Here is a 21,822-nt window from a genome sequence, read left to right as displayed (position 1 = left end):
AGTTTGTTATCCTGTTGTGATGACTAGGTTTTATCCGTGATCAGCACGGAGATACTGCTTCACCTGATGGTTCAGCTTGTCACTCTTCTCAAGAAGAATGAGGTTTAAGAGGAAGGCCACAGCAGACAGGGACGCAAAGCTGGCACCAAACCAGATAACCCAGTTGTAGTCTTCGGAATCGACCAGAAGCAGGCCGGTTGGCATGAGCGCCGTTGCTCCCAATGCCAGGAGGAAGTGCGCCCAGACACTCAATCTCGCCTGCACGGCACCGCAGGTTCGGTAGTACAAACCAAAGATGCCATTGCTGAGCCACCCCAGCAGCAGCAAATGAGCATGGACCGGCATGAACTCGTAGTCCCCTTCCAGCACCATGCCGCCAAGCGCGATACCAAGAACGCTTGAGATGGACGCCAACCCCAGAAAGCATATCGCGATTTTATTCATGTTCTTTCCTATGCGGATTTCTCGGGAATGTGTTGCAGCCTTGCTGTCCAGGGTCACGCTTGATACTAATCAGCAGAGCTGCTTATGAGTACATGTGTACTTAATAATCCTCTCAAAATCAAGTTTGGGCTGTTTGAGCGATGGGTACACGTGGCTAGATATAAAAAACTGGATAAAGACCAACTACTTGACGCGGCTGAAAAAGTGATCCGCGAACGCGTGGTCATGCGCTTTCCATTCGCTCCGTTGCAGAGATGGCGGGGATTTCCAAAGGCGGCATCCAGTCCAACTTCGGCTCTCGTGATGCCTTGCTGGAAGGCCTGTTTGAGCGCTGGGGCAAAGACTTCGACTGGTACATTGAGAAGGCGCGCAAAGAGATGCCGGAAGGCACCAGTGAACTGAAAGCCTTTCTCCATGGCTCCAGAAACGTTCATCTTGAAAAGAGCGACCGCACGAAAGCCCTGCTCATCCTGATGAGCGATTCTGCCGAGTATCGCCGTTTCTCTCAGGACTGGCTGGCCGAACGCATGCGTTTTATCGAGACAGACGCAGAAGACAGCCGAAATCAGCGGTTCTTCTTCGTGCTGAACGAAGCACTATTGGCTCTCATGTCCATCGGCCTGATCTCCCTGCCCGAGCATCAGTGGGACGAAATCTTCGAAGACCTCGACAAGCTCGTGGGCGATAAAATCAAATAGGCGCGGGCTTTTCTGCGGCCTCTTTCGGGCCTGCCAGCTCACGCCCGTATTGCCGGGAGCCGATGCTGACCTAGCATGATTGCCGTGTTTTAATGCTACACAACAGCAGCACTCCATTTAAGCAAGGCGATTTTGAAGATGAGTGATACCGGACTTTCCCAGCTGACGGCAGTCTTTGGCATCATTCTGTTTACGGAGAGGTTTGAGGCCTGCGTGGCGTTTTATGAGCATACGCTGGGGCTCACAGTAATTGAGCGAACACAGGAGCTGGTCAGCTTTCAGTTTGGCAGCGGCTACCTGATGGTGGAACGTGGCGGGCATGGCAGTGAGGGGCAGAAGTCACGCACTCAAAACCCATGCGTTCTGCGGTTCAACATGGATGATATCAATACGGCCATCGATGTTCTGCGCGCCAAAGGCCTCGATGTGACAGCACAAGTCTTCGACTGGGGCACCATCGCTTCCTTCACCGATCCGGACGGCAATCTGTGTGAGCTCAAATCTCCAGCTCTCGTGGGCGCATAGCACAGACACTCCCCGAAAGCGGTGGGCCATCGGGGATGTTTTCCGGCATCAGACAGCGCTTATTTCCAGTAGTTGTTTGCTGCTGCGATGGTGCTGAAGTGTTCGGCGACTGTTTGCGAGGCGGCGATGAGGGCCTCAGAGTCATACTCGTACATGAGACGCATGGCAGAGCGGACTTCGGCGTCCGGCTGCATGAATTTGATGGCCATGCGGGACAGTTTTACGGCGAGAGCATAGCCTCTTCCGGGGTTGCGGTTTGTAGTGTTGGGAGCCAGTTCTCATCCATAATTCGCATCCTTGTGATTTGGCGATTTTTGAAGAGTCTGTCAGGCCAGAGACAAGCGCAATCTCCCCAATTTCCATTGGGATTTGTTGGAGGGGATCAATCAGTGAAACAGGCAGAAGCACAACACTCCTGCCCGCTCAAACTTACTGTTATTTGCCGGAAACCTGCTGATAAACAGTCGGCTGGCCACCCGTTGCTTTTGGCAGGGTGTAAACGGTGTAGTTGGTATCTGCATCCGGCTCGCCCATGCCCAGTGAGCCCATTGGCATACCCGGCACGCTCAGGCCCTTGATGTCAGGGCGTTCCGCCAGAACGCGCTTTACGGCTTCAAGCGGCACATGGCCTTCCATCACATAGCCATCGACCACAGCTGTGTGGCAGCTCTGCATATTTGCCGGAACACCCACCTGACGCTTCACGGTGTCCAGATCTTCCGTATCGCGAACCGTTACGTTGAAGCCAGCATCCTCAAGCGCATCAGACCACTGGGAGCAGCATCCGCAGTAAGGAGATTTGTAGATGGTCAGGTCCTTGTCGCCCTCAGCATGGGCCGCGAAGGAGAATGCACCAGTGGTGAGAGCGGCTGCGAAAACGCCAGCCAGCAGGTTCTTTTTGGAGATCATTATCTATCCAATCCAGATTCTGTTTTTAATTTAGGATGTTACAGAAGAGTGCTGCTTACGCAGCCCATTGGATCGGAGGTCGGTCTATGGAGGATTGATGTGCAGCCAGCAGCCCATTTTGTACGGGCACGTCTATCGACATGGCAGCATAAGCTGGTGAAGGCGCGGCATTATCTGGCGCAAGAACCATCGCAGCAATACAGGCGACAGCTGCGGCAGTGGCTTCGCCATCTTCCTCACAGCAGCAACACGGCATTTCCTGATTAGCCATCTGAGAAGTCTGTTCCGCATGCACCATCACCATCTGCAGGGCATCCGCCGTTTGCTGTGCAGCCAGCGCCGTCGGCATGCTGGAAGCATGGGGCGCCGTTACAAACACAAGCAGCAAAATGGTCAATACGCGAAACATGCCCGCACCCTAGGCACACACTGCGGCAAGATCAAGTTAAACTGCTGTAATCTGATGTCGCAGGCAGACGCTGCGACACTTTGAGCCAATTTGTGCATTTCGCAGAAAAAAGCGCTTGACCTCAACTTAACTTGAGGAAGTACTCAGTTGTCATCTCATCACAAGCGGGTGGAGGCTGTTCCCCCAAATCTGGCGCAACTCAGCGCTTTTGCCTCCCCCTCAACAGGACTGGAGTACCGACATGAGTGAACCCAAAGCCGCCTACCTTGTTGCCAGCAGTTTTATGCCAAAGGGCCATGGCCCAATTGACGAGTACGGCGCAAAAGCCGTTCCGTTGTTTGAAGCGGCAGGCGGAGAGTGCATTGTTTTCGGCGGCCCGGATCAACCCTTTGAACATCTGGAAGGCGTGTGGAACACCAACGCACAGCTGACGCTCTTCCGCTTCCCAAGCATGGTAGCGCTTATGACACTCTGGAACTCTCCTGAATATCAGGAGATCAAACACCTCCGCACAGACGTAATCCCGCCAAACTTCACAATCGCCGTGGAATCCAGCGTCTAGAGGGATTACAGCGCTCTGCCCCCCAAGACACGGCAGAGCGCCCACCATCACGCGTGACGCCTGGGCAACAGGCTTGCTTTATTTCGCTGAAAAGCCGGGTTTTGCAGACAAGGAGTAAATCAGCCGATAGTCTTCGAAGATTGCTTCAGAGATTTTATCGATGCCTTTTTCACGCGCTATTTTGCTTTATCAGATCAGCCTCACCAGCTTTCAGTTTCCCCGCGCTATGCTGGGCGTGCTGTTTCCTTATCTCGTCACCGTCTACCTTGCCGAAAGTCCGGAGCGGGTCAGCTATGCTATGACGGCTTCTATGCTGCCCAATCTGTTTGTGCTGCTGTTTGCTGGCGCTGCTGCTGATCGCCTGAACAAGCGCAGGCTGCTGGTTCTGCTGCACGTTGCCAATGCTCTGCCGGTATTCGGGTTGGTTTTGCTGCTGCACTTTGGCTGGGTTGGGTTTGAACAGCTGATCCTCTTTGCCCTGATCTCCGGCAGCATGCTGGCCTTCATCCAGCCAACGCTGGACGGCATGCTCAATCACATCTCCTCCCACAACATCGGGCGCAGCGTGACCCTTTCCGTCGGCATGCTCTATCTCGTTACGCTTGCCGGTTTTGCTCTGGCCAGCACCGTAGAATGGATCGGCCTTGCTCCATTGCTCGCCGCTTCTGGCGTGCTCTTTCTCACCGGCATCATCACCAGCCTGCGCTTGCCGGATACTTCGACTTTGCCCAAAACAGACAGGCCCAGCATCTTTCGTGAGATCCGGGAGGGGATCGGATTGGTGCTCTCCTCTAAGACGCTAAGATTACCGGTGCTTCTGATGAGCTCGGCGGGCCTTATTCTGGGTGGACCCTACGCCGTGCTGGTGCCTCTCATCCTGCGGGATACCTATCAGGCGACAGGGTTCGACTTTGCCCTGGCCTTCGCCACCTTCATGATTGGCGGAGCCTGTGCCAGCGGTTTGCTGCTGAGAGTAGGAGCCATTCGAAACCCGGTACCTTTGCTCATTGTGGGGTACAGCTTTGGCGGCTTTGCTCTACTCTTTTGGGCTCTCTCTCCACCTTACTGGGCTTTCCTCGCCAGCATCTTCTTTTGGGGTATTGGCGGCGGCATCTGCCTCAATATGAGCCGCACCATTTTGCAGGAGCAAGCGCCTTCAACCCACAAGTCCCGCGTGCTCAGCGTCATGTATCTGGGTGATGAAGGCGGCGCACCTCTCGGCAGCCTGATGACCGGCGCCCTCATACCCACCTTCACCCTCTCCACCGCCTCTGCCATCCCCGGCACCATGGTTCTCCTCATCTCCTTCCTCCTACTGCTCGCCCTCAGCCTTCAACGCCGTGGTACGCAGGCAACACCGGATGTGGGTGGATAGAGGCAGCACGGCATGTGTCTTGACTTCCCGTGCAAACCGCATAGTCTCAGCGGCATTCAAGACGTGAGGAGATAAAGCGATGAACAAGAACAGGACAATCCATTCGACCTGCCCTGTTTCTGTGAAAGTTCATCACCATGCCTTTATCTATCTCCCTCAACCACGTGTCTTGGGCGCTTCCTGACGGCACAGCCCTTTTTTCTGATCTCAACCTTCAGTTTGCTCCGCACCGCACCGGCCTGATCGGTCGTAACGGCACGGGCAAAACAACGCTGCTGAACCTTATCAGCGGTGCGCTTTCCCCTGCTTCCGGCTCAGTTTCCGTCAACGGTTCCATAGGCCTGCTTAAGCAGCAGCTGCAAAGCGGACCGCAGGAAACAGTGGCCGATCTGTTTGGCATTTCCGAAGCTCTGCACATTCTGCAAAAGGCAGAAGCGGGCACGGCTAGCATGGAAGAACTGGCACACGCAGACTGGACGCTGGAAAGCCGGGTGGAAACCGCCCTTGCCTCAATGGGATTGGAAATCGCAGCGGACCATCCCCTTGCAGCCCTTTCCGGTGGTCAAATCACCCGTTGCCGCTTAGCAGCCCTCCAGTTTCACGACGCAGACTTTCTGCTGCTCGATGAACCCACCAACAATCTGGATGCCGATGGACGGGAGGCTCTTGGAGCTTTTCTTGCCAAGTGGCGTAAAGGGGCGATCATCGTCAGCCACGACCGCGCCTTGCTGGAGCAGATGGATGGCATCGTGGAGCTAACCACACTGGGAGCCTCCGCTTTTGGCGGCAACTACAGCTTCTACAAGGCACAGAAAGCACTTGAACTGGCAGCCGCTGAGCAGGATCTGGCGTCCGCTGAAAAGCGTATCGGGGAGCTGAACCGCAAGATCCAGAGTGTGGCAGAACGCAAAGCCCGCAAGGATGGCGCCGGCCACCGTGCCCGTGCCAAGCGCGACCAGCCCAAGATCGCCCTCAATGCCATGCGCAACAAAGCGGAAAACACCCTCGGCGAAAACTCCGTTCTGGCGAGCCGATTACGGGAGGACGCTGAGCAACAGTCCAAAGCTGCCAGGGAAAAGATTGAGGTTCTGGAACCCCTCAGCATCACCATCGCCTCCTGCGGCATTGCCAATGGCCAACGGGTGCTGACAGCTGAAAGCCTGAGCATCGGCTACACAGCTGACCGGCCATTGCTGCGAGACTTTTCGATGGTCATCACCGGGCCAGAACGTGTCGCCATCAAAGGTGCCAATGGCTCCGGCAAAACCACCCTGCTGAAAACGCTGGTGTGCAACCTGCCGCCCCTCTCGGGCAACTGCCATCTCGATCCCTCTGCCCGCGTGCTAGACCAGCATGTAAGTCTGCTGGACCCGGAGCTTTCAGTGCTGGAGAACTTCCGGCTGTTGAACCCGGAGCAAGATGAAAACACCTGCCGCGCCATCCTTGCCCGCTTTCTCTTCCGCGGGGAGGCCTCAACACAGCAGGTTAAAACCCTCAGCGGCGGCATGATGCTCCGCGCTGGCCTCGCCTGCGTTCTGGGCGCCGCCCAACCACCAAAACTGCTCATCCTGGACGAACCCACCAACCACCTCGACCTCACCACCGTTGAAGCCATAGAATCCGCCCTCACCACCTACAACGGCGCCCTCCTCGTCATCAGCCACGATGCAACATTTCTAGAGAACATTGGTGTGACGCGAGAGGTGGTGTTGGGGGAGACGGTGGGGGTGTAGGCTCAAACGAGAAAGCGGAGGCTCGACACCTCCGCTTTCCAAATAATTAGAATTTGTAGCTCACTGAGCTTTTAAAATTTATGCCTTTATCTGGTGCAGCCCCGTCAGCGAAGTAAGGCCGGTAGTTCTTATTGAACAGGTTCTCAATAGATGCCCGGGCCTCAAGCCCTGCGAACCGACCTTCCTGCGGTGTCCATGTCAGGAACACATCGTGGACGGCATAGCCCTTACTCGGGCTATAAAGGCTGGTGTAATTGTCCGGAACTTTAACCTGCTCATCGACGAAACGACCTTTCCAGCCAAACGCAATATCCGCTTCTGGCACTTTGTAACCAAGACTGAGGACCAGCTTGGTCGGTGCGACTTCAGACACATACTGATCAGTTGATGCATCAACGTCCTTCAAAGTTCCATCATGCTTGCCCTGCATTCGGGAGAAAGCAATGCTGCCGAAGAAACGTTCGCTATCGTAATAAAGCTCCGCTTCAAAACCCTGAGTATAATAACCCGCGAGGTTGCCATAGGTTGGAACCGGATCATCATACTTCTTCGAGTTTTCACTCAGGAGACGATAGATGTTGTTAGAGACATCGTTTCGGTAAACTGCCACACGCGCCTTAACCGTATCGTTTTCGAGCAAAACATCTTTGAAGGTGGAAGCTACACCGATACGCTTGGCAGAAACACGCTCATTTTGCAGCTGCGTTGCTGTGGCGCGGGTGCTGCCAACATCATAAAACTCATCAATCAGGGGCGCGCGCAGCTTGTATGCATAGTCCCCGAAGAGTTTGATGTTAGGCGTGAGAGAGTAAACTGCGCTGATGCTTGGAGAGAACCCGAAACGCTCTACAGTGCCGTAATCATGGTTCATCGCCGGGTTGTTATACTTCGTTGCCAGATTGGCTTCACCCTTTGAGTGAATGTAGTCGTAGCGCAAGCCTGGTGTTAGTTCGAGCGCGCCATAACCGAGCGTGTATTCCCCCCAGGCAGACCAAATTGTCTGCGTCCCACTCGGGATGTTGTAGGGCTGTAGTCGGCCATCATTATACTCCGGTCGTCCAACATAACTCTTCTTGAAAGCCATGCTGTCACGAACTTCATGACGCAGCTGCACGCCGTATTTCAATGTGTTTTCAAAATCACCCCAGTTGAAAACGGAGGTGTTTTTAAGATCCAGCTTGTAGATGGAGTAATCCAACGTGCTGTCATCACCGCCAACATAAAGCCCAGCACTGTAGTCCGGGTCAGTAACTGGAACGCGGCGTGTGTCGTGCTGCGCGGTTTTGGAGTATGACACCTCGAACTCCAGATCAATCAGCTCACTGTCAGGATTGTACTCATAGGTCCCGCTGATTGACGTGTCCTTCATTTCACGATCAACGGCCTGCGTTTTCAGGTACTCATCAAAAGAACCGTACTTGTTCAAGGACCAATCTGATGCGGTGATCAAACCACGCCGTGCAGCCCAGGGCTTGTAATCATCGCTGTAAGAATGGATCCCGCTCAACTCGAAGAAATGATCTTCCCGTTCCAAGCTTGCCTTAAAGTGCCCGGTCAACAAGTTGCCCGCTGAAAGCGCGAGTTCTTCATCATTACCAGCGACAGAGTAATCATCATTGGAACGATGGGTACCTGCGATCAGAACCTCAAACCCCTGCTCTTCAGAACGAGCATAGGTTGCTGCAGATTTCACAAGTTCATTGCCATTGGAAGCAAAACCGACTTTAGCAAAGGCACCATAAGACTGACCATCACGCAGCATATCCGAAGCAGCTTTCGTGGTCATTTCAACCGAACCACCAAACGCACCATACTTTTCAGCAGAAAACGTGCCCTTAGTGATATCGATGACCTTCAGCAGTTCAGGGTCAATAAAGACGGAACCCTGCTGGTATTTTTCAAAGGACTTCTGCGCACCATCAATAGTGATTTCAATATCTTCAGAGTCACCAAAACCCATTATGTTGATGGACTGTCCTTGCACACGACTATTACCAATCAACTCAATGCCAGGAAGGCTGGAAAGCAAACCCGGGATCGTAGCAGACTGCGTGCGATCAATAAGGTCACTGCTGATTTCAGACTGAGCAATCGTGTCTTTGTTGTCCGCGGCACCCGTCACCACAATCGGATCCAGCGTTTCTGCATCTTCGCCGTCTTTTGTTTTGCTGGATTGAGCTTGAGCAGAATGCACAGATAGAGAGAGGGTGCAGGCGACAAGCACAAAGGTGCTGCAAGCCTGCTCCATCATTGGAGAGAACTTCATTATTTTACCGATGTTTATAGAAAGAGGTATTGGCTTGCGGCTGCCCTCTACCTATAAAACATGAGTTATATAATCAAGTTTTATTTTTGGAGTTTTGGATAAATTTTCTTCATCGTTTGCAATGCGAGGAAATCGATTCTCATTTCACGGCATCTACAACTGCATAAGTAGAATCTCAAATCAGCTCGCATTCCTGACCTCACAAATGCTTCACCTGCAGTGCCCCGCCCCAGCGGCTGTTGAGGTAGTCGGCGACGAGGGAGCGGTGGCATTCGTGGGGGAGGTTTTCAGAGCATAGAAGGCAGGCGTCATCAAACATGTCTGCCTTGAACTTGCTCTCCACCTTGCGCTCAGAAAGCAGGCCCATGAACCGGTCTTTGAAGATGGTCCAGTCACCCTTTTCCTTTTTGAAGGCCTTGAACATATCCTGATCAGGCGCCAACAGAGGTTGATGCTCATAGCCTATGCCGCCAATGGCCTCTAGAAAGAAGGAGAGATCATTGGACTTGGCAAAGCCAGCCAGTTGAGAGGTGTTGTTCAGTCGCACATCAATCACCTTCTTCACGCTCGCTTCTTGCAAGCGGCCAAAGAAGTTTTCTGCGGTGGTTTTGGTGAAGCCGATTGTGGTCAGGTTGCTCATGGTCGTCTCTCGGGCACAAGGTTCTTAGTATGGTTTAGTTCATCAGCAGCATAGGCGCCATGCTGGCGATCAAAAGCAGGGCCATGCCGATGTTGAACACCGCAATCCTATTGCCTTTAGCGAGCAAGTTGCGCAGGGCTGAGCCAGATAGCGCCCATACGCTGATACTGGGAATGTTCACCACCGCAAAGACGGCAATGAGCAACAACAGGCTGGTCATGTAGCTCTCTGCGCTGGTGTAGGAAACAGTCACAATCAGCGCCACCGCCCATGCTTTGGGGTTGAGCAACTGAAACAGAGACGCCTGCACGAAGGAAATCGGCGCAGCCATTTTTTCCGTTTCCCCTGGACCAAGCGCACGGCTACGGCCAATCTTGAGCGCCAGCCACAAAACATAAGCAGCGCAGGCAACCCTCAATGCGGTGTAGAGAACCGGGAACTCAGCAAGCACTTGTCCAAGCCCAACGCCGACGCCAAACACCATGGAGAGAAACCCGAGGCTGATGCCAAACACCAATGGCAAAGACCGGCTGAACCCGAAGTTTGCACCCGAAGCCAGCAGCAGGAAGTTGCCCGGACCAGGTGAGATGGACATAACAAAAGCAAAGCCCATCAGGCGAGGGCACTTTCAAAGCTCATGGAAGACTCCTTTTTGTGACCCAAGCTTTGACAGGTTCGCGCCGCCAACATAATGTCTGTGCATCTCTCTTTATTATTCAAAACGCTCAATTGCCATGGAAATGAATAGAAACGACATCCTCTCGGAGATTTTCACCGGACTGCGGATCTCAAGTGATACTTACTTCAGAACGCACTTTGCCGGAGACTTCTCTATCGCTATTCCGACAGAGCAACGGCGCATCCGGTTTCACCTTGTCCTACGCGGTTCCTGCTGGCTTTGCATGGAGGGTGAGCCGCCGGTGTATCTGGAGGAAGGCGACGTGGCGCTGATCCCCAATGGCGCAGCACAGATGATCAAATCAGACCCCGTTTTACCTTCGGTTGGGCTGGGTGAACTCCTCACTAACGGCGCCTTGCGCGATGGATGCTTGCATGTTGGCGAAGGGGCTGACACCACCTCCCTGTTCTGTGGATTCTGCCAGTTTGATGAAGAGTTGGATCACCCTATTCTCTCCAGTCTGCCCACCTCTTTAAGCTTCGCCTGCAGGATCTGGGGTCTGAGCCGTGGCTGGCCGCAACGCTCAAACTCATTGCGCTGGAAGCCAACTTCAACGGGCAAGGGTCCAGCGCGATCCTGAACCGGTTGATTGAGACCATCGTCATTCAAAGCACGCGAACACTCAGCGCCCGTCCCAGCAAAGATGCACAGGCTGGATTCATTGCAGCCTTGGGAGATAAGTCCCTATCCCGCGCCATTACGGAGATCCACCGTGCGCCGGAGCAGAACTGGCAAGTCACACATCTGGCAGAGATCGCGGGCATGTCGCGGGCCAGCTTTGCCCGCCACTTCATCCGCTACGTCGGCAAGCCGCCCATGGAGTACGTTCGCGACTGGCGCCTGATGCGGGCCCGCAGCCTGCTGACCGATACCAACCTCAGCAGCGAAGAAATCGCCAGCCGCTGCGGCTACAACTCCCTCCCCTCCTTCTCCAAACTCTTCAAAAAACGCTTTGGTGTAGGGCCGGGAACATTTCGGAGGAATGGTGGGAGAACTTAACTTCCAAACCGTGCCTGAGCTTCTGAGACCACGAGGTCGCGGAACCATTTGTGTGCGGGGGAAGTGCGGTTGCGGATGTGCCAGATGGCGCTGATGCCGACATCAACGACGGGCACCGGGCACTTGCAGGAGGCAAGGCCAGATTTAATACCCCCGCAGATCAGCTTGCGGGGCATGGTGGCGATCAGATCTGTGCCCGGCAATGTGGCCGCAAGAGCGTTGAAGCTGGGAGCGGAGTAAACCGTTTGGCGTTTGTGGCCCAACTCAGCCAAAGCACGGTCAATGAACGTCACCTCATCAGCCGTCACCAGCATGTTGGCGTGTGGAGCGGCAACATATTTCTCCAGCGTATCAGGGGCATCGCGAGTGATGGGGTCGTAGAACACCACGAACTCATCCTCAAACAGCGTCTGCGCGACAAACTCATGGGAGTCCGGTGGGGGCAGCGGCGTGAACAGCAGGTCAGCCTCTCCATCCACCAGCGAGGCCACCTCATGACGATGAGACAGGCGGCAGCGGAGCGTGACGTTGGGCGCTTCTTTGCGCAACCGCTTGATAACAGAGGGGATCAGCAGATTATGGTCTTCGTCACGGCAGTCAATCACGAAGCGGTTGGACGCAGTGGACGGATCAAAGCTGGAAGGCTCTCCTATCAGCGCCAGCGTTTGCAGCAGTTCCTCGACCATGGGCAGGAGCGCATCCATGCGCTCTGTTGGCACCACATTGCGGCCAGCCTTGACGAACAGTGGGTCTCCCAAAAGACCGCGCACCCGCTCCAAACCATGACTGACGGTGGATTGGTTCACCCCCATCATCTGGGCAGCCTGCGTCACTGATCCGGTTTCATGGATCAACTTCAACATCATCAGAGCGCGGCCATCGAGGCCCAAATAATTCATTTTCTGCATAGTTCTTATTGAATTAATGCATTTGAATTCATTAAGCCAGCCCCTCATGTTTCGGCAGAACACGCACTCTCACTTTCAAAGGAACAAATGATGCAGGATAAGAGAGTTTCTGTCGCTGTTGCGTATCACTCCGGTTTTGGTCACACCGAGACACTGGCAAAGTCCGTTGTAAACGGCATCAATACCATTGAAGGCGCGGATGGCGTTCTGGTGGATGTCACTGGCCTGAATAATGATTTCACCATTTTGGACAATGCAGACGCCATCATCTTCGGCTCACCGACCTATCTGGGCTCTGTCAGCGGGCCGTTTAAGATGTTCATGGACGCTACCGGTCAAATCTGGATGCACCGCGGCTGGCAGAACAAGCTAGCAGCGGGCTTTACGGTTTCCGCCTCCCCAGCAGGTGACAAGCAGAGCACCATCATCCAGATGTCCGTTTTTGCCGCGCAGCATGGCATGATCTGGGTGGGTGCCAACGATGAGCCGGGCAATAACTCCAGCACCAGCACCGCAGATTCCATCAACCGCCTCGGCGCGTATCAGGGCATGATGGCTCAGGCTAACGTGGATGAAGGACCAGAGGTGGCGCCTCCAAACGCAGACCACCGCACAGCAGAATCCTTTGGCAAGCGTATTGCTGAAGCTTCCATGCGTTGGGGCAAAGCACCAGCTACACCTGCGCCAGCACTGGAAGTGACCGCTTAGGCACTCCAACACCAACGTGAAAGTCGCCCCTCCAGCACCACGAGGCAGGAGGGAAAATCAACCCCAAAAACGGCTTTTGCAAACTGGCCCCTCACTCGTTGAGGGGCCTTCTCATCAGGCAGCCTGAAAGTCGTGCAGGATCACGTTGAAGCCTTCGTCCACCATTGGCGCTTCAAAGTATTTGGTGAACTGCTCAAACTGCTCTTCGCTCACCGTGAACTGATGTTCACCAGCCTCATTGCGCACCCATAAACGCGCTTTACATACCTCATCGGGTACAGAAAGATAATGCAGCTCGTGGGCAACGTTGGCGGCTTCAAACAAGCTCTTCAGCCATTTGCGATTGCGCATCGTGTTGGCGGGAAAATCCAGCGCAACAGAAACCCCATGCTGAAGCAAGCTGACAATGTGCGGACCAATTGCCTGCCGTAGGCGGGCGGAATATTTGACGTAATCTTCCAGCGTTTTCAGCTCATCAGGAAAGAGCGTTGCGTTCCAGTGATCCTCACTGATCAGCACTGCACGGTGGTCTTTCACCAGATGAGCCAGCAAAGTGGATTTACCAGAGGCAATCTTTCCGCACACCAGAAGCAGCTTTGTTTCCTGAGCAGTCATAATTACCTCCGTAAAATAAAATCAAAACTATAGAGCCATCATACCAAGATTCACCTCAGGTTGCACAATGCGACATAGCACCCCGAAAGCGCGTGAGGCAGGCCCAACACCATCACGCAAGCTTGGCCATGCTGCGTTGGATCTCAGAGAGCCATTTCTTACGTTTGCTTTCCTTGCAGAACTTCACGTAAGTCAGGTTAATCCAGTTGCGGTTCTTCACGCCCATCTTCCAGAAAGTGCCGGTCAGCAGAGCTTTCTTGATCGCATTGCCGAAGATCAGGCGATAGGCGATGCTTGGGGTGTTCATGGTGGTAATCATGGTGACACCACGCAAGCCAGAGAGTTTGCAGAGCATGCGGGTGCCGTGCTCGTTGTAGTCATAGGCAATGCCGGGAAAGATCACTTTGTCGATGAACTTTGGTGAGCGCAGGCATCAGCTCCCACCAGATTGGGAAGATGAAGATGATATGCTCAGCCCGTTGCAGGCGCTCTTTGTAGTTCTGCACTTGCGGGTCCAGCAACTCAGCGGATTGTTGCGGTTGAGTTCTGGCAGAAACGAAGGCTTTCAGATCTTTCGATCTCATCACCGGATCAAACTCATCCTTGTCCAGATGGATCAGATCCACCTCATGATCATTGCTGAGCAGCCCTTTCATGACAGAACCGAGCACTGCGTTGCAGTAGCTGCCCTCATAAGGGTGATTGAAGACGATTAGGACGCGCATGTTTTGCTCCTCTCTTGTTTTTTCGCAAAACTAGACTGGAGCAGCAGCAAACCGCGTTATCCTTTGTTAACGCCTTTCATACTTTTTCCGAATGCGGCTGAGAGAGACCGGCGTGACACCCAGATAAGACGCGATGTAGTGCTGAGGCACCGTTTCAAAGAGCTTGGGATTGGACTTCACCAGCTCCTCATAGCGCTTTTGCGGGCTGAACCTGATCGTGTTGAGGAACAAACGCTGGTAGGATGCCAAACGAGCGATGAGAATATCAAAGGTGAGATTGCGGAACTCTGGATTTTCATCAAGCGCTTTGAAAACGCTGTCTTTTTCAACCACTTGAACAACTGTCGGCACCACGGCTTCAATGCCAAACTCGCTGGCTTCAGCATTTAGGAAGCTCTCAAACGACGCAACCATTTCCCCTTCCATGAAGAAGAACAGGGTGACGTCTTCGCCTTCCTCATCAACGTAATAGAGACGCAGACATCCGGCTTCCACGAAGTGCAGTTTCCGGCTCACCTCCCCCTGATCAAGCAGAGAGGCTTTTCGGCCCAACTCAACTCGCGTCACGTCCGGGCGCAGGTACTCCATCAACTTATGCTGCAGCTCTTGCATGTTGGTTCCATTGGTCTTTTCGTAATCGGAATAGTGCTATTCCAACGATGCTTCTCGCAGATTGCCAGTCGTTTGACTCACCACTGGTCTTCATTACCAAAAATTCTACAGTCGCCAACTACGTATTTACACTTATTTATGACTGATAGGATTTCCGTCAAAATGTCCGGCGCTGGCGAGTGAAGCAATAGGTGATAGCCAATGGGCCAGCACATGATCGCTATCTTCCTTTGTCGAGGTACAAAAAACAATGGACGACGCTTCTGGTGGTCGACCGTGCACCGGTGAGGTCCTGCAACAGGAGCCTTGCCGATGATAGAGCTTCTTCTTGAGCCAGAGGTTTGGCTAATCTTTCTCACCCTGTTCGGACTAGAGCTGATTTTGGGCGTCGACAACGTCGTGTTCATTTCCGTTCTGTGTGAACGCCTTCCCGTGCATCAACGTGCAATTGCCAGAAACCTTGGTATCGGTCTGGCCGTGCTTGCCCGTGTTGGGCTTGTGTTCTCCATCAGCTGGGTGATGTCGCTCACCTACTCGCTGTTTCAAGTCAGCACCGTTGATATCAGTGGTCGAGATCTGATCCTGATCGGCGGTGGTGCCTTTCTGCTGGCCAAGAGCGTGTCTGAGCTGAAGCATCTTTTGTTGGTGACTGAGACCGATCATGCCCCTCACCTGGCAAACGGCCTGACGGTTGTGTTGCTGCAGATCGTGGCAATGGACGCCGTGTTCTCCATGGACTCGGTGATCACCGCTGTTGGCCTGACGGATGACCTGCCCATCATGGTTGCGGCAATTTTGGCCTCAGCGGTCTTCATGGTGCTGATGGCGGGTGCGATCAACCGACTGGTGACAAAGCACCCCGGCCTGAAAGCTCTGGCCCTGCTGTTCCTTGTTCTGCTTGGCGGTCTTCTTATGGCTGAGGGCTTCGAGATCCACATCAACAAGGGTTACGTCTACTTTGCGATGGCCTTTGGCTTGCTGTTGGAGATCATACACATTCAGCTGAGCAAGAAGATAAAAGCTGCTCAGGAACGCCGGAAGTCCAACATCCGGTATCTGAACAAGCCTTCAAGACCAGGCCGACTGGAAAACAGGCAAGCAAACCGCTTCGGCAGTTTAGCGAACCTATAGGGTTTGATCAGCATTTCTGCATAGGCAGAGCAGATGGAGACCGATACAGAGGAGAGCAACTGCTCTCATCTCAAGAAGAATCGGATCTCTGTCTGTGCTGGAATTACTCGCGATTTGCTTTATCGGTCTGCTCGGCGGTGTCGCCGTTGGCGTACAGGCGCCCATGGGTGGCGTTATGGGTCAACGGATTGGCGGTGCTGCAGCCAGCGTTATCATTCATGCTGGCGGCCTGATCGCATCGCTCGCGTTGCTGTTTGCACGCAAAGGAGAACAGATCAGCGAGTGGCGCACCATCCGTGGTACATGCTGGCCAGCGGTGTCTTTGGCCTCATCCTCTACCTCACTATCACGCAGACCCTGCCTAAGCTGGGCGCCACCTCCGCCGTGCTGCTGATCATCGTCGGGCAATTGCTCGCTGGCATGGTGATCGACCACTTCGGCCTTTTTGACTTGCCCATCCGCTCCATCGATCTCTCCCGCCTACTCGCCGCTGTCCTGCTCATTACCGGGGCCTACCTGATGGTGCGCTGAACAAAGGAACATCAGAAATGCAGAAAGTCGTCGTAACAGGAAGTTCTGGCCGCATAGGGAGCGCTATTGTCTCCGCCCTTTCTCCCTCTTACGACGTTATCGGCGTTGACCGTATCGCTGGTTCTGCAACGAACTGCATCGCCAACATTTCTGATAGCTCTACCATGCAACGCCTCTGCCAAGGTGCTGTCGCGGTGATCCACTCAGCCGCACTGCACGCCCCTCATGTAGGTGCGTTTTCAGAGGAAGAGTTTCATCGCATCAATGTTGAAAGCACGGTCACTTTGGCCAAGGCAGCACGCGCTGAGGGAGTTGAGCGGTTCATCTTCACCAGCACCACAGCGCTTTATGGATATGCGAGTACGCCCGCAAACGAAGCAGCCTGGATCACCGAGCAGACCGTTCCTCAACCCCGCACAATCTATCACCGCACCAAGTTGGAAGCGGAAGAGCGTTTAGCTTCATTGGCAAACTCTGCTTTCAGGATAAGAGCAATGCGCATGTCACGCTGCTTCACGGAAGAGCCTGCGCTCATGGCGGCTTACAGGCTGCATCGCGGGATCGACAAACGCGATGTCGCCACCGCCCACGTGGCAGCTCTAAGTGATGACGGCAAAAATTTTGACCGCTTCATCATCTCCGGCAAAACACCATTTCGCCCGGAGGATACGCAGGAGCTGAAAACCAACGCACCAGCTGTCATAGCCCGCAGAGCGCCAGAGGTTGTGCGGCTATTTCAGTCTCATGGATGGGCACTGCCTCAATCAATCGACCGTGTCTACGACCCCAGCTATGCCAAACAAGTACTGAACTGGGAGAGCAAGCGCGACAGTTTTGATTTCGCTGCCACGCTCAACTCTGCCTGATCAGCTGTCGCTCAGACCAACACCCGTTCAGACCCTTCTGAGAGATGATAGATGCAGCCCTGTTTGCGGGGGAGTTGAAGCAACTCCAATTGAGTGAGGCCCAGATAAAGCCCACGAAGTACGATAGATGTGATGCCATGCGTGACCACGATGGCCGGACTGGTCAGCTCCTCCAGAAAATGCTGCACGCGACCTGAGATCGCCTCATAACTCTCCCCTTGCGGGCTTGCGAAATGCCAGAGGCCGCTTTCATAGTCCTCGCCTACCCGGCTCTTCACTTCCTGCTTGGTCAGCCCTTCCCAATCCCCGAGGTTGATTTCCATCAGCCGGTCATCCAGCTTCTTCTCAATGGCAGAATCCAGCGCGATCTCTGCTGTATGCACCGTACGCGTCTGCGGGCTGACATACGCCGTGGTTGGCAACGCCTCAACACCTAAAAGCAGCTTATTTTGCTGCTGAGCCTGCTCCCGACCCAGATCCGTGAGCGGTGAATTCTGGTGCCCCTGAAATTTGCCCGCCACGTTCCATTCTGTCTGGCCGTGACGAAGCACAAAGAGTTCCGGATAGTTTGTCAAAGGATCACCCAGTTCAAATCATCTAAAGGAAGCCACGGATAGTGACGGCAACTGCCGGATGTGTCCAGTACAAAGCCAGTAAGCGTAAGCCTTGGGCAAGCCTAACTGCTAGTCTTAACCCATAAGGCTCTAGCTCTATGAAACTTCAATTGATTTTGATTAAAACCTGATATAGCAACTGAAAGCGTGCGTCATACCCGCATGACGAGTACTACGAACAAGCGTGTAAGCAAAAATGACAAGTGACAGTACAGCTCACATCGGCTCAGTAGAGGCAGTCGCCGCCACAGTGGCTATTATCGGTGGCAAGTGGAAGCCAATCCTGCTCTACCATCTCGTAACCGGCTCCAAGCGTTTTTCCGAGTTGAAGAAGCTGATGCCCGGTGCCTCTGACAGAATGCTCACCCGCTCCCTGAGAGAGCTGGAAGAGCACTTCATCGTGCGCCGTGAGGTGTTTGCCGAAGTACCGGTCCGCGTGGAATATTCGCTGACCAAAGATGGCATGTCGCTCATTCCGGTGCTCAATGCCCTGAGCGATTGGGGACAGGCCCGCAACGGCAACAGCGATGAAGCCGCAGAGCCGTCCTCGATCTTCGACGCATTGCTTCCAACATTTTCTGGGTAACTACATGAAGATTGCTTTTCTGGACCGCAGCACCATTGGACCAACCGTCCAAATCTCCAAACCAACATTTGCGCATGAATGGGTGGAATACGACAACACCTCCCCTGATGAGGTGCTGGTGCGGTTGCAAGGGGTTCAGATTTGCATCACCAACAAGGTTCCGCTTTCTGCAGATGTACTAAAACAGCTGCCAGACCTCAAACTGGTCTGCATTGCTGCGACTGGCTACGACAAGGTGGACATCGCCACTTGCGATGAGCTGGGCATCGTTGTTTCCAACGTGCGCGGCTACGCGGTCAACACCGTGCCAGAACACGCCTTCGCGCTGATCTTCGCTCTACGCCGCTCACTGGTTGGCTACCGGCAGGATGTGATCAACGGCGAATGGCAGAAGTCCGGTAAGTTCTGCTTCTTCAATCATCCGATCAAAGATCTGGCTGGCTCCCGCCTCGGCATCATCGGCTCCGGCACACTGGGCAAAGGCACTGCACGCATCGGTGAAGCACTGGGTATGGACGTGGTGTTCGCAGACCGCAAAGGCGCTGCTGAAGTTCGTCCGGGCTATACTGATTGGCAAGAGGTCATCACCACCAGCGATGTCATCTCTCTGCACACACCATTAACGCCAGAAACCCGCGGTATGATCTCAGCCGCAGAGTTCGAGGCCATGCAGCAAAAGCCGATCCTGATCAACACCTCCCGCGGTGGTTTGGTGGATGAAGCCGCTTTGGTGCAAGCGCTCGACAAACAGCAGATTGCAGCAGCTGGCTTCGACGTTCTGACCACAGAACCGCCTCAAGCCGACAACCCGTTGCTCAGCATTCTGGACCGACCAAACGTGATCGTTACCCCACACGTGGCATGGGCCTCTGAAGAGGCTATGCAAACCCTATGGGATCAGCTGGTCTCTCATATGGAGAACTTCCAGAATGGCAAACCAAGCAACGCAGTTGGGCATATTGGCAGCTGAGCTTAGCTGGCGGCGATAACAATCCCAACACCGCCGAGTGAGACCAGAATACAGCCTGCAAGTTCGACAGGCGTGATCTTTTCACGGAAGAACATCCAGGAAGCAGCCAGAGTGAAGACCAGTTCAATCTGAGCCAGTGCGCGCACGTAAGCCACCTGTTGCAATGTCATGGCGGTGAACCAGCCGATGGATCCCGCAATGCCTGCCAGTCCCACGAGCCCGGAGAGCCTCCAATTTCTGATAGCGGCCCGCAACTCTGCCGGACAGCTTACAGTCATCCAGCTGCCCATGACCGCAGTTTGAAACGCCGTCACACACACCAGTGTAAACGCTGCCTGCAGCAAGAAAGACTCAGCTTCAACGGAGAGCGAAGCGGTGCGATAGAACGCAGCTGACGCACCGAAGAATGCAGCAGATGCCAATCCGATCAAGGCCGGTTTGCCAATCAACGTAGACAGAACCACAGCACTTGACGGGCGCTCTTTGCCAAAGCTGATGAACAACACGCCGATAATGCCAAGCACAATCGCGCCAATGCCAAGCGGTGTCAGTTGCTCCCCCAGCAAGATGAACCCAAACATCGCCGCCTGAACGGGCTCCGTTTTGGAGTAAGCCGTACCGACTGCGAAATTGCGATAGGAGAACAGGTGCACCAGCAAAAACGTTCCGAAGATTTGCGCCAATCCACCCAAAGCGGCAGCCCAGTAGAAGGTCATCCCTACATCTGGAACAGCTTCACTAGTGAGTTTGAGGATCACCGCCAGATAAAGCACGGCAAGCGGAAACCCGAATCCGAAGCGAATGAAGGTCGCACCGGTCGTTCCAATTTTGCCTTTCAGGTGCTTTTGCAGCGCTGACCGCAGGTTCTGACTAAACGCCGCTGCGATCGTGATCGGAATCCAAAGTTCCATTTTGATAAATCCTCAACTCCACTCCCCAAGCATAGAGGAGACCGGCCTATACTCTCTATAGGTTTCTTGAAGCTGAACAGTTCACGAACTCATGTTCTATTGAGCAAAATAGAACAATTTTTCCGATCACATTTGAGTGTTTAGCACAGGCTGAGATAAATAAAGATAGATTTTACTTTCTAAATATGATCCATTGCAATGCGGGGGATATTGTAATGAAACTGATCGTATTGACCTTCTCGAACTTCATCGCATCCATAGCGATGGGCATCGCGCTAACCATTGTGCCTTGGGAACTTTCGGAGTCTCTTGGGGGTGAGCGTGTCCTTGCTTTCACCGCGACGTATGCCACTGCGATCCTCATCGTTCTCGCCCCCATCTCCGGCAGGATAGTCGACAGATTCTCACGTCGCTCCACGTTGATGATGTGCATTGTGGTGATGGCTGTGGTTCTTCAGATTTCCTCAATCACCTATGGCAATGCGTTTCTGAAGATCGCTAGTCTGAGCGTGTTCTACTTTGCGTCTCAGGTCTTCTTCCTGTTCTTTTACAACGCGCTGTCTGCGTTCATTCAGGAAGTGTTCAACGAACAGGAACGCGGCAAGGTGAATGGCTGGATGCAGGTGGAAATGCAGGCCTCCACATTCGTGGTTGGCTTGCTAATGATCTACGCCGTAAAGAACAGCGACTTCCAGTTTCTGCTGCAACTGAACAGCGGTCTGATGGTGATATCTGCCATGATGTTCTGCTTCATTCCCTATAAGAAACAGGAAAGGCCGGCTCGTGCGCGTGTCTCACGTCGTGTGTTCCGAACAATCCTGAAGCGGAAAGATCTCATTCTGCTTGGTGTCTGTGCCAACATCTCGTTTGTGTCGGTTATGATGCTTAATGTCGTGCATCCGATCTATCTGAACGGCGTACTCAAACTGGATGTTTCATCGCTTGCACAGCTTTCCATTTCTTATGGCTTGGGAGCTGCCCTCTCCGGCTTTCTCATCAGCCGGTTTGTTTCAACTCAGTCTGCTTTAACGATCATGCGAGCGTTTTTGGGCGTCTTCACTGCCACGCTTCTCACCATCAGTTTGCTTCCAAACTTCACGACCATCTTCATTGGTGCTGCCCTGCTTGGCGCAGCAGGTTCAGCTATCCGCGTTGCCTTCAACACCTATGTGATGAGTATGGTAGAGAAGGATATTTTTGGCAGCTATCTCTCCGTCATCAGCTCCCTGACGTATATCCAGCGCACCCTGTTTGGTTTCCTGCTCTCCATGCTGATCGTTGGTTTCCCAGCCTCAAACTATTACTGGTTTGTCTTCGCGATCGCATGCCTCGGGGTGGTTCTGTTACAAGTGCATGCCGTGCTAGCCTCCACGCGAAAGTTGGAGCTGAGTGAAGCGTGAGTTGCC

General features: G+C 53.7%; 27 protein-coding genes and 1 pseudogene. 14 read left to right on the top strand and 14 right to left on the bottom strand.

The window, feature by feature from the left end; translation table 11 throughout:
* Positions 1-30: 30 nt before the first annotated feature.
* Complete coding sequence (locus tag JCM12308_RS11250) at positions 31-444, bottom strand: hypothetical protein (RefSeq protein WP_054783765.1); 414 nt, start codon at positions 442-444, stop codon at positions 31-33.
* A gap of 254 nt (positions 445-698) precedes the next feature.
* Between JCM12308_RS11250 and JCM12308_RS11245 the strand changes: the two genes are divergently transcribed.
* Entirely contained in the window at positions 699-1,142 is a 444-nt protein-coding gene (locus JCM12308_RS11245; protein ID WP_054783764.1) for a TetR/AcrR family transcriptional regulator, read from the top strand.
* Positions 1,143-1,280: 138 nt separating this feature from the next.
* The gene (locus tag JCM12308_RS11240; protein ID WP_054783763.1) at positions 1,281-1,667 is read left to right on the top strand and encodes a VOC family protein; all 387 of its coding nucleotides are present in this window, start codon (positions 1,281-1,283) and stop codon (positions 1,665-1,667) included.
* 59 nt (positions 1,668-1,726) lie between these two features.
* On the opposite strand, the gene JCM12308_RS11235 is transcribed toward JCM12308_RS11240, so the two are convergent.
* The 3 genes from JCM12308_RS11235 to JCM12308_RS11225 form a co-directional block, all read right to left on the bottom strand.
* A complete protein-coding gene (locus tag JCM12308_RS11235) occupies positions 1,727-1,876 on the bottom strand; it encodes a hexameric tyrosine-coordinated heme protein (RefSeq protein WP_306303337.1) in 150 nt (49 codons plus the stop codon).
* 226 nt (positions 1,877-2,102) lie between these two features.
* Complete coding sequence (locus JCM12308_RS11230; protein WP_054783762.1) at positions 2,103-2,576, bottom strand: DUF411 domain-containing protein; 474 nt, start codon at positions 2,574-2,576, stop codon at positions 2,103-2,105.
* Positions 2,577-2,631: 55 nt separating this feature from the next.
* Entirely contained in the window at positions 2,632-2,985 is a 354-nt protein-coding gene (locus JCM12308_RS11225; RefSeq protein WP_208609197.1) for a hypothetical protein, read from the bottom strand.
* Positions 2,986-3,226: 241 nt separating this feature from the next.
* Between JCM12308_RS11225 and JCM12308_RS11220 the strand changes: the two genes are divergently transcribed.
* From JCM12308_RS11220 to JCM12308_RS11210, 3 genes are all read left to right on the top strand, one after another.
* Positions 3,227-3,547, top strand: a complete 321-nt coding sequence (locus JCM12308_RS11220; RefSeq protein ID WP_054783761.1) for a DUF1330 domain-containing protein — start codon at positions 3,227-3,229, stop codon at positions 3,545-3,547.
* A 160-nt stretch (positions 3,548-3,707) separates the two neighbouring features.
* Positions 3,708-4,922: an MFS transporter gene (locus JCM12308_RS11215; protein WP_054783760.1), complete on the top strand. Its 1,215-nt coding sequence runs from the start codon at positions 3,708-3,710 to the stop codon at positions 4,920-4,922.
* Between the two features lie 137 nt (positions 4,923-5,059).
* A complete protein-coding gene (locus tag JCM12308_RS11210; RefSeq protein ID WP_054783759.1) occupies positions 5,060-6,655 on the top strand; it encodes an ABC-F family ATP-binding cassette domain-containing protein in 1,596 nt (531 codons plus the stop codon).
* A 46-nt stretch (positions 6,656-6,701) separates the two neighbouring features.
* On the opposite strand, the gene JCM12308_RS11205 is transcribed toward JCM12308_RS11210, so the two are convergent.
* The 3 genes from JCM12308_RS11205 to JCM12308_RS11195 all read right to left on the bottom strand — a co-directional run bounded on the left by JCM12308_RS11205 (position 6,702) and on the right by JCM12308_RS11195 (position 10,174).
* A complete protein-coding gene (locus JCM12308_RS11205; RefSeq protein ID WP_054783758.1) occupies positions 6,702-8,921 on the bottom strand; it encodes a TonB-dependent receptor domain-containing protein in 2,220 nt (739 codons plus the stop codon).
* Between the two features lie 199 nt (positions 8,922-9,120).
* The gene (locus JCM12308_RS11200) at positions 9,121-9,561 is read right to left on the bottom strand and encodes a DUF488 domain-containing protein (protein WP_054783757.1); all 441 of its coding nucleotides are present in this window, start codon (positions 9,559-9,561) and stop codon (positions 9,121-9,123) included.
* Positions 9,562-9,595: 34 nt separating this feature from the next.
* Positions 9,596-10,174, bottom strand: a complete 579-nt coding sequence (locus JCM12308_RS11195; RefSeq protein ID WP_054783756.1) for a LysE family translocator — start codon at positions 10,172-10,174, stop codon at positions 9,596-9,598.
* Positions 10,175-10,295: 121 nt separating this feature from the next.
* Between JCM12308_RS11195 and JCM12308_RS29645 the strand changes: the two genes are divergently transcribed.
* Together JCM12308_RS29645 and JCM12308_RS29640 are read left to right on the top strand one after the other, a co-directional pair.
* The gene (locus tag JCM12308_RS29645) at positions 10,296-10,820 is read left to right on the top strand and encodes a cupin domain-containing protein (protein WP_208978462.1); all 525 of its coding nucleotides are present in this window, start codon (positions 10,296-10,298) and stop codon (positions 10,818-10,820) included.
* A gap of 5 nt (positions 10,821-10,825) precedes the next feature.
* Entirely contained in the window at positions 10,826-11,239 is a 414-nt protein-coding gene (locus JCM12308_RS29640) for a helix-turn-helix domain-containing protein (protein ID WP_208978461.1), read from the top strand.
* Here the strand turns inward: JCM12308_RS29640 and JCM12308_RS11185 are convergent.
* Positions 11,236-12,147: a LysR family transcriptional regulator gene (locus JCM12308_RS11185; protein WP_054783755.1), complete on the bottom strand. Its 912-nt coding sequence runs from the start codon at positions 12,145-12,147 to the stop codon at positions 11,236-11,238. The genes JCM12308_RS29640 and JCM12308_RS11185 overlap by 4 nt on opposite strands.
* A 90-nt stretch (positions 12,148-12,237) precedes the next feature.
* On the opposite strand from JCM12308_RS11185, the gene JCM12308_RS11180 reads away from it, so the two are divergent.
* The gene (locus tag JCM12308_RS11180) at positions 12,238-12,855 is read left to right on the top strand and encodes a flavodoxin family protein (RefSeq protein ID WP_054783825.1); all 618 of its coding nucleotides are present in this window, start codon (positions 12,238-12,240) and stop codon (positions 12,853-12,855) included.
* A 114-nt stretch (positions 12,856-12,969) separates the two neighbouring features.
* On the opposite strand, the gene JCM12308_RS11175 is transcribed toward JCM12308_RS11180, so the two are convergent.
* From JCM12308_RS11175 to JCM12308_RS11165, 4 genes are all read right to left on the bottom strand, one after another.
* A complete protein-coding gene (locus tag JCM12308_RS11175) occupies positions 12,970-13,470 on the bottom strand; it encodes a P-loop nucleotide/nucleoside kinase family protein (RefSeq protein ID WP_054783754.1) in 501 nt (166 codons plus the stop codon).
* Positions 13,471-13,582: 112 nt separating this feature from the next.
* On the bottom strand, positions 13,583-13,873 hold the full coding sequence (locus JCM12308_RS32870) for a hypothetical protein (RefSeq protein ID WP_308417732.1): 291 nt from the start codon (positions 13,871-13,873) through the stop codon (positions 13,583-13,585).
* A complete protein-coding gene (locus JCM12308_RS32865) occupies positions 13,848-14,195 on the bottom strand; it encodes an NAD(P)H-dependent oxidoreductase (protein ID WP_308417731.1) in 348 nt (115 codons plus the stop codon). Before JCM12308_RS32865 ends, JCM12308_RS32870 begins: the two co-directional genes overlap by 26 nt.
* A 66-nt stretch (positions 14,196-14,261) precedes the next feature.
* Positions 14,262-14,807, bottom strand: a complete 546-nt coding sequence (locus JCM12308_RS11165) for a Crp/Fnr family transcriptional regulator (protein ID WP_008549056.1) — start codon at positions 14,805-14,807, stop codon at positions 14,262-14,264.
* Between the two features lie 312 nt (positions 14,808-15,119).
* On the opposite strand from JCM12308_RS11165, the gene JCM12308_RS11160 reads away from it, so the two are divergent.
* The 3 genes and pseudogenes from JCM12308_RS11160 to JCM12308_RS11150 all read left to right on the top strand — a co-directional run bounded on the left by JCM12308_RS11160 (position 15,120) and on the right by JCM12308_RS11150 (position 17,335).
* Positions 15,120-15,938: a TerC family protein gene (locus JCM12308_RS11160; RefSeq protein ID WP_054783753.1), complete on the top strand. Its 819-nt coding sequence runs from the start codon at positions 15,120-15,122 to the stop codon at positions 15,936-15,938.
* Between the two features lie 163 nt (positions 15,939-16,101).
* Positions 16,102-16,469: pseudogene (locus tag JCM12308_RS33285) on the top strand (DMT family transporter).
* A 17-nt stretch (positions 16,470-16,486) separates the two neighbouring features.
* Positions 16,487-17,335, top strand: coding sequence for an NAD-dependent epimerase/dehydratase family protein (locus tag JCM12308_RS11150; protein WP_054783752.1), 849 nt, complete (start codon positions 16,487-16,489; stop codon positions 17,333-17,335).
* Between the two features lie 11 nt (positions 17,336-17,346).
* On the opposite strand, the gene JCM12308_RS11145 is transcribed toward JCM12308_RS11150, so the two are convergent.
* Positions 17,347-17,910: a histidine phosphatase family protein gene (locus JCM12308_RS11145; protein ID WP_054783751.1), complete on the bottom strand. Its 564-nt coding sequence runs from the start codon at positions 17,908-17,910 to the stop codon at positions 17,347-17,349.
* A 235-nt stretch (positions 17,911-18,145) separates the two neighbouring features.
* Here JCM12308_RS11145 and JCM12308_RS11140 point away from each other — a divergent pair, with 235 nt between their 5' ends.
* Both JCM12308_RS11140 and JCM12308_RS11135 read left to right on the top strand, forming a co-directional pair.
* On the top strand, positions 18,146-18,535 hold the full coding sequence (locus JCM12308_RS11140) for a winged helix-turn-helix transcriptional regulator (protein ID WP_014284797.1): 390 nt from the start codon (positions 18,146-18,148) through the stop codon (positions 18,533-18,535).
* A gap of 4 nt (positions 18,536-18,539) precedes the next feature.
* Positions 18,540-19,505, top strand: a complete 966-nt coding sequence (locus JCM12308_RS11135; RefSeq protein ID WP_054783750.1) for a D-2-hydroxyacid dehydrogenase — start codon at positions 18,540-18,542, stop codon at positions 19,503-19,505.
* Positions 19,506-19,507: 2 nt separating this feature from the next.
* On the opposite strand, the gene JCM12308_RS11130 is transcribed toward JCM12308_RS11135, so the two are convergent.
* Entirely contained in the window at positions 19,508-20,416 is a 909-nt protein-coding gene (locus tag JCM12308_RS11130; RefSeq protein WP_054783749.1) for an EamA family transporter, read from the bottom strand.
* 215 nt (positions 20,417-20,631) lie between these two features.
* Here JCM12308_RS11130 and JCM12308_RS11125 point away from each other — a divergent pair, with 215 nt between their 5' ends.
* A complete protein-coding gene (locus JCM12308_RS11125; RefSeq protein ID WP_054783748.1) occupies positions 20,632-21,816 on the top strand; it encodes an MFS transporter in 1,185 nt (394 codons plus the stop codon).
* Positions 21,817-21,822 lie beyond the last annotated feature (6 nt).

Source organism: Pseudovibrio denitrificans JCM 12308, from assembly GCF_001310815.1.
GTDB classification, from domain to species: domain Bacteria; phylum Pseudomonadota; class Alphaproteobacteria; order Rhizobiales; family Stappiaceae; genus Pseudovibrio; species Pseudovibrio denitrificans.
Note: the sequence above shows the minus strand (reverse complement) of the source record. Positions and strands in the feature narration are given on the sequence as shown.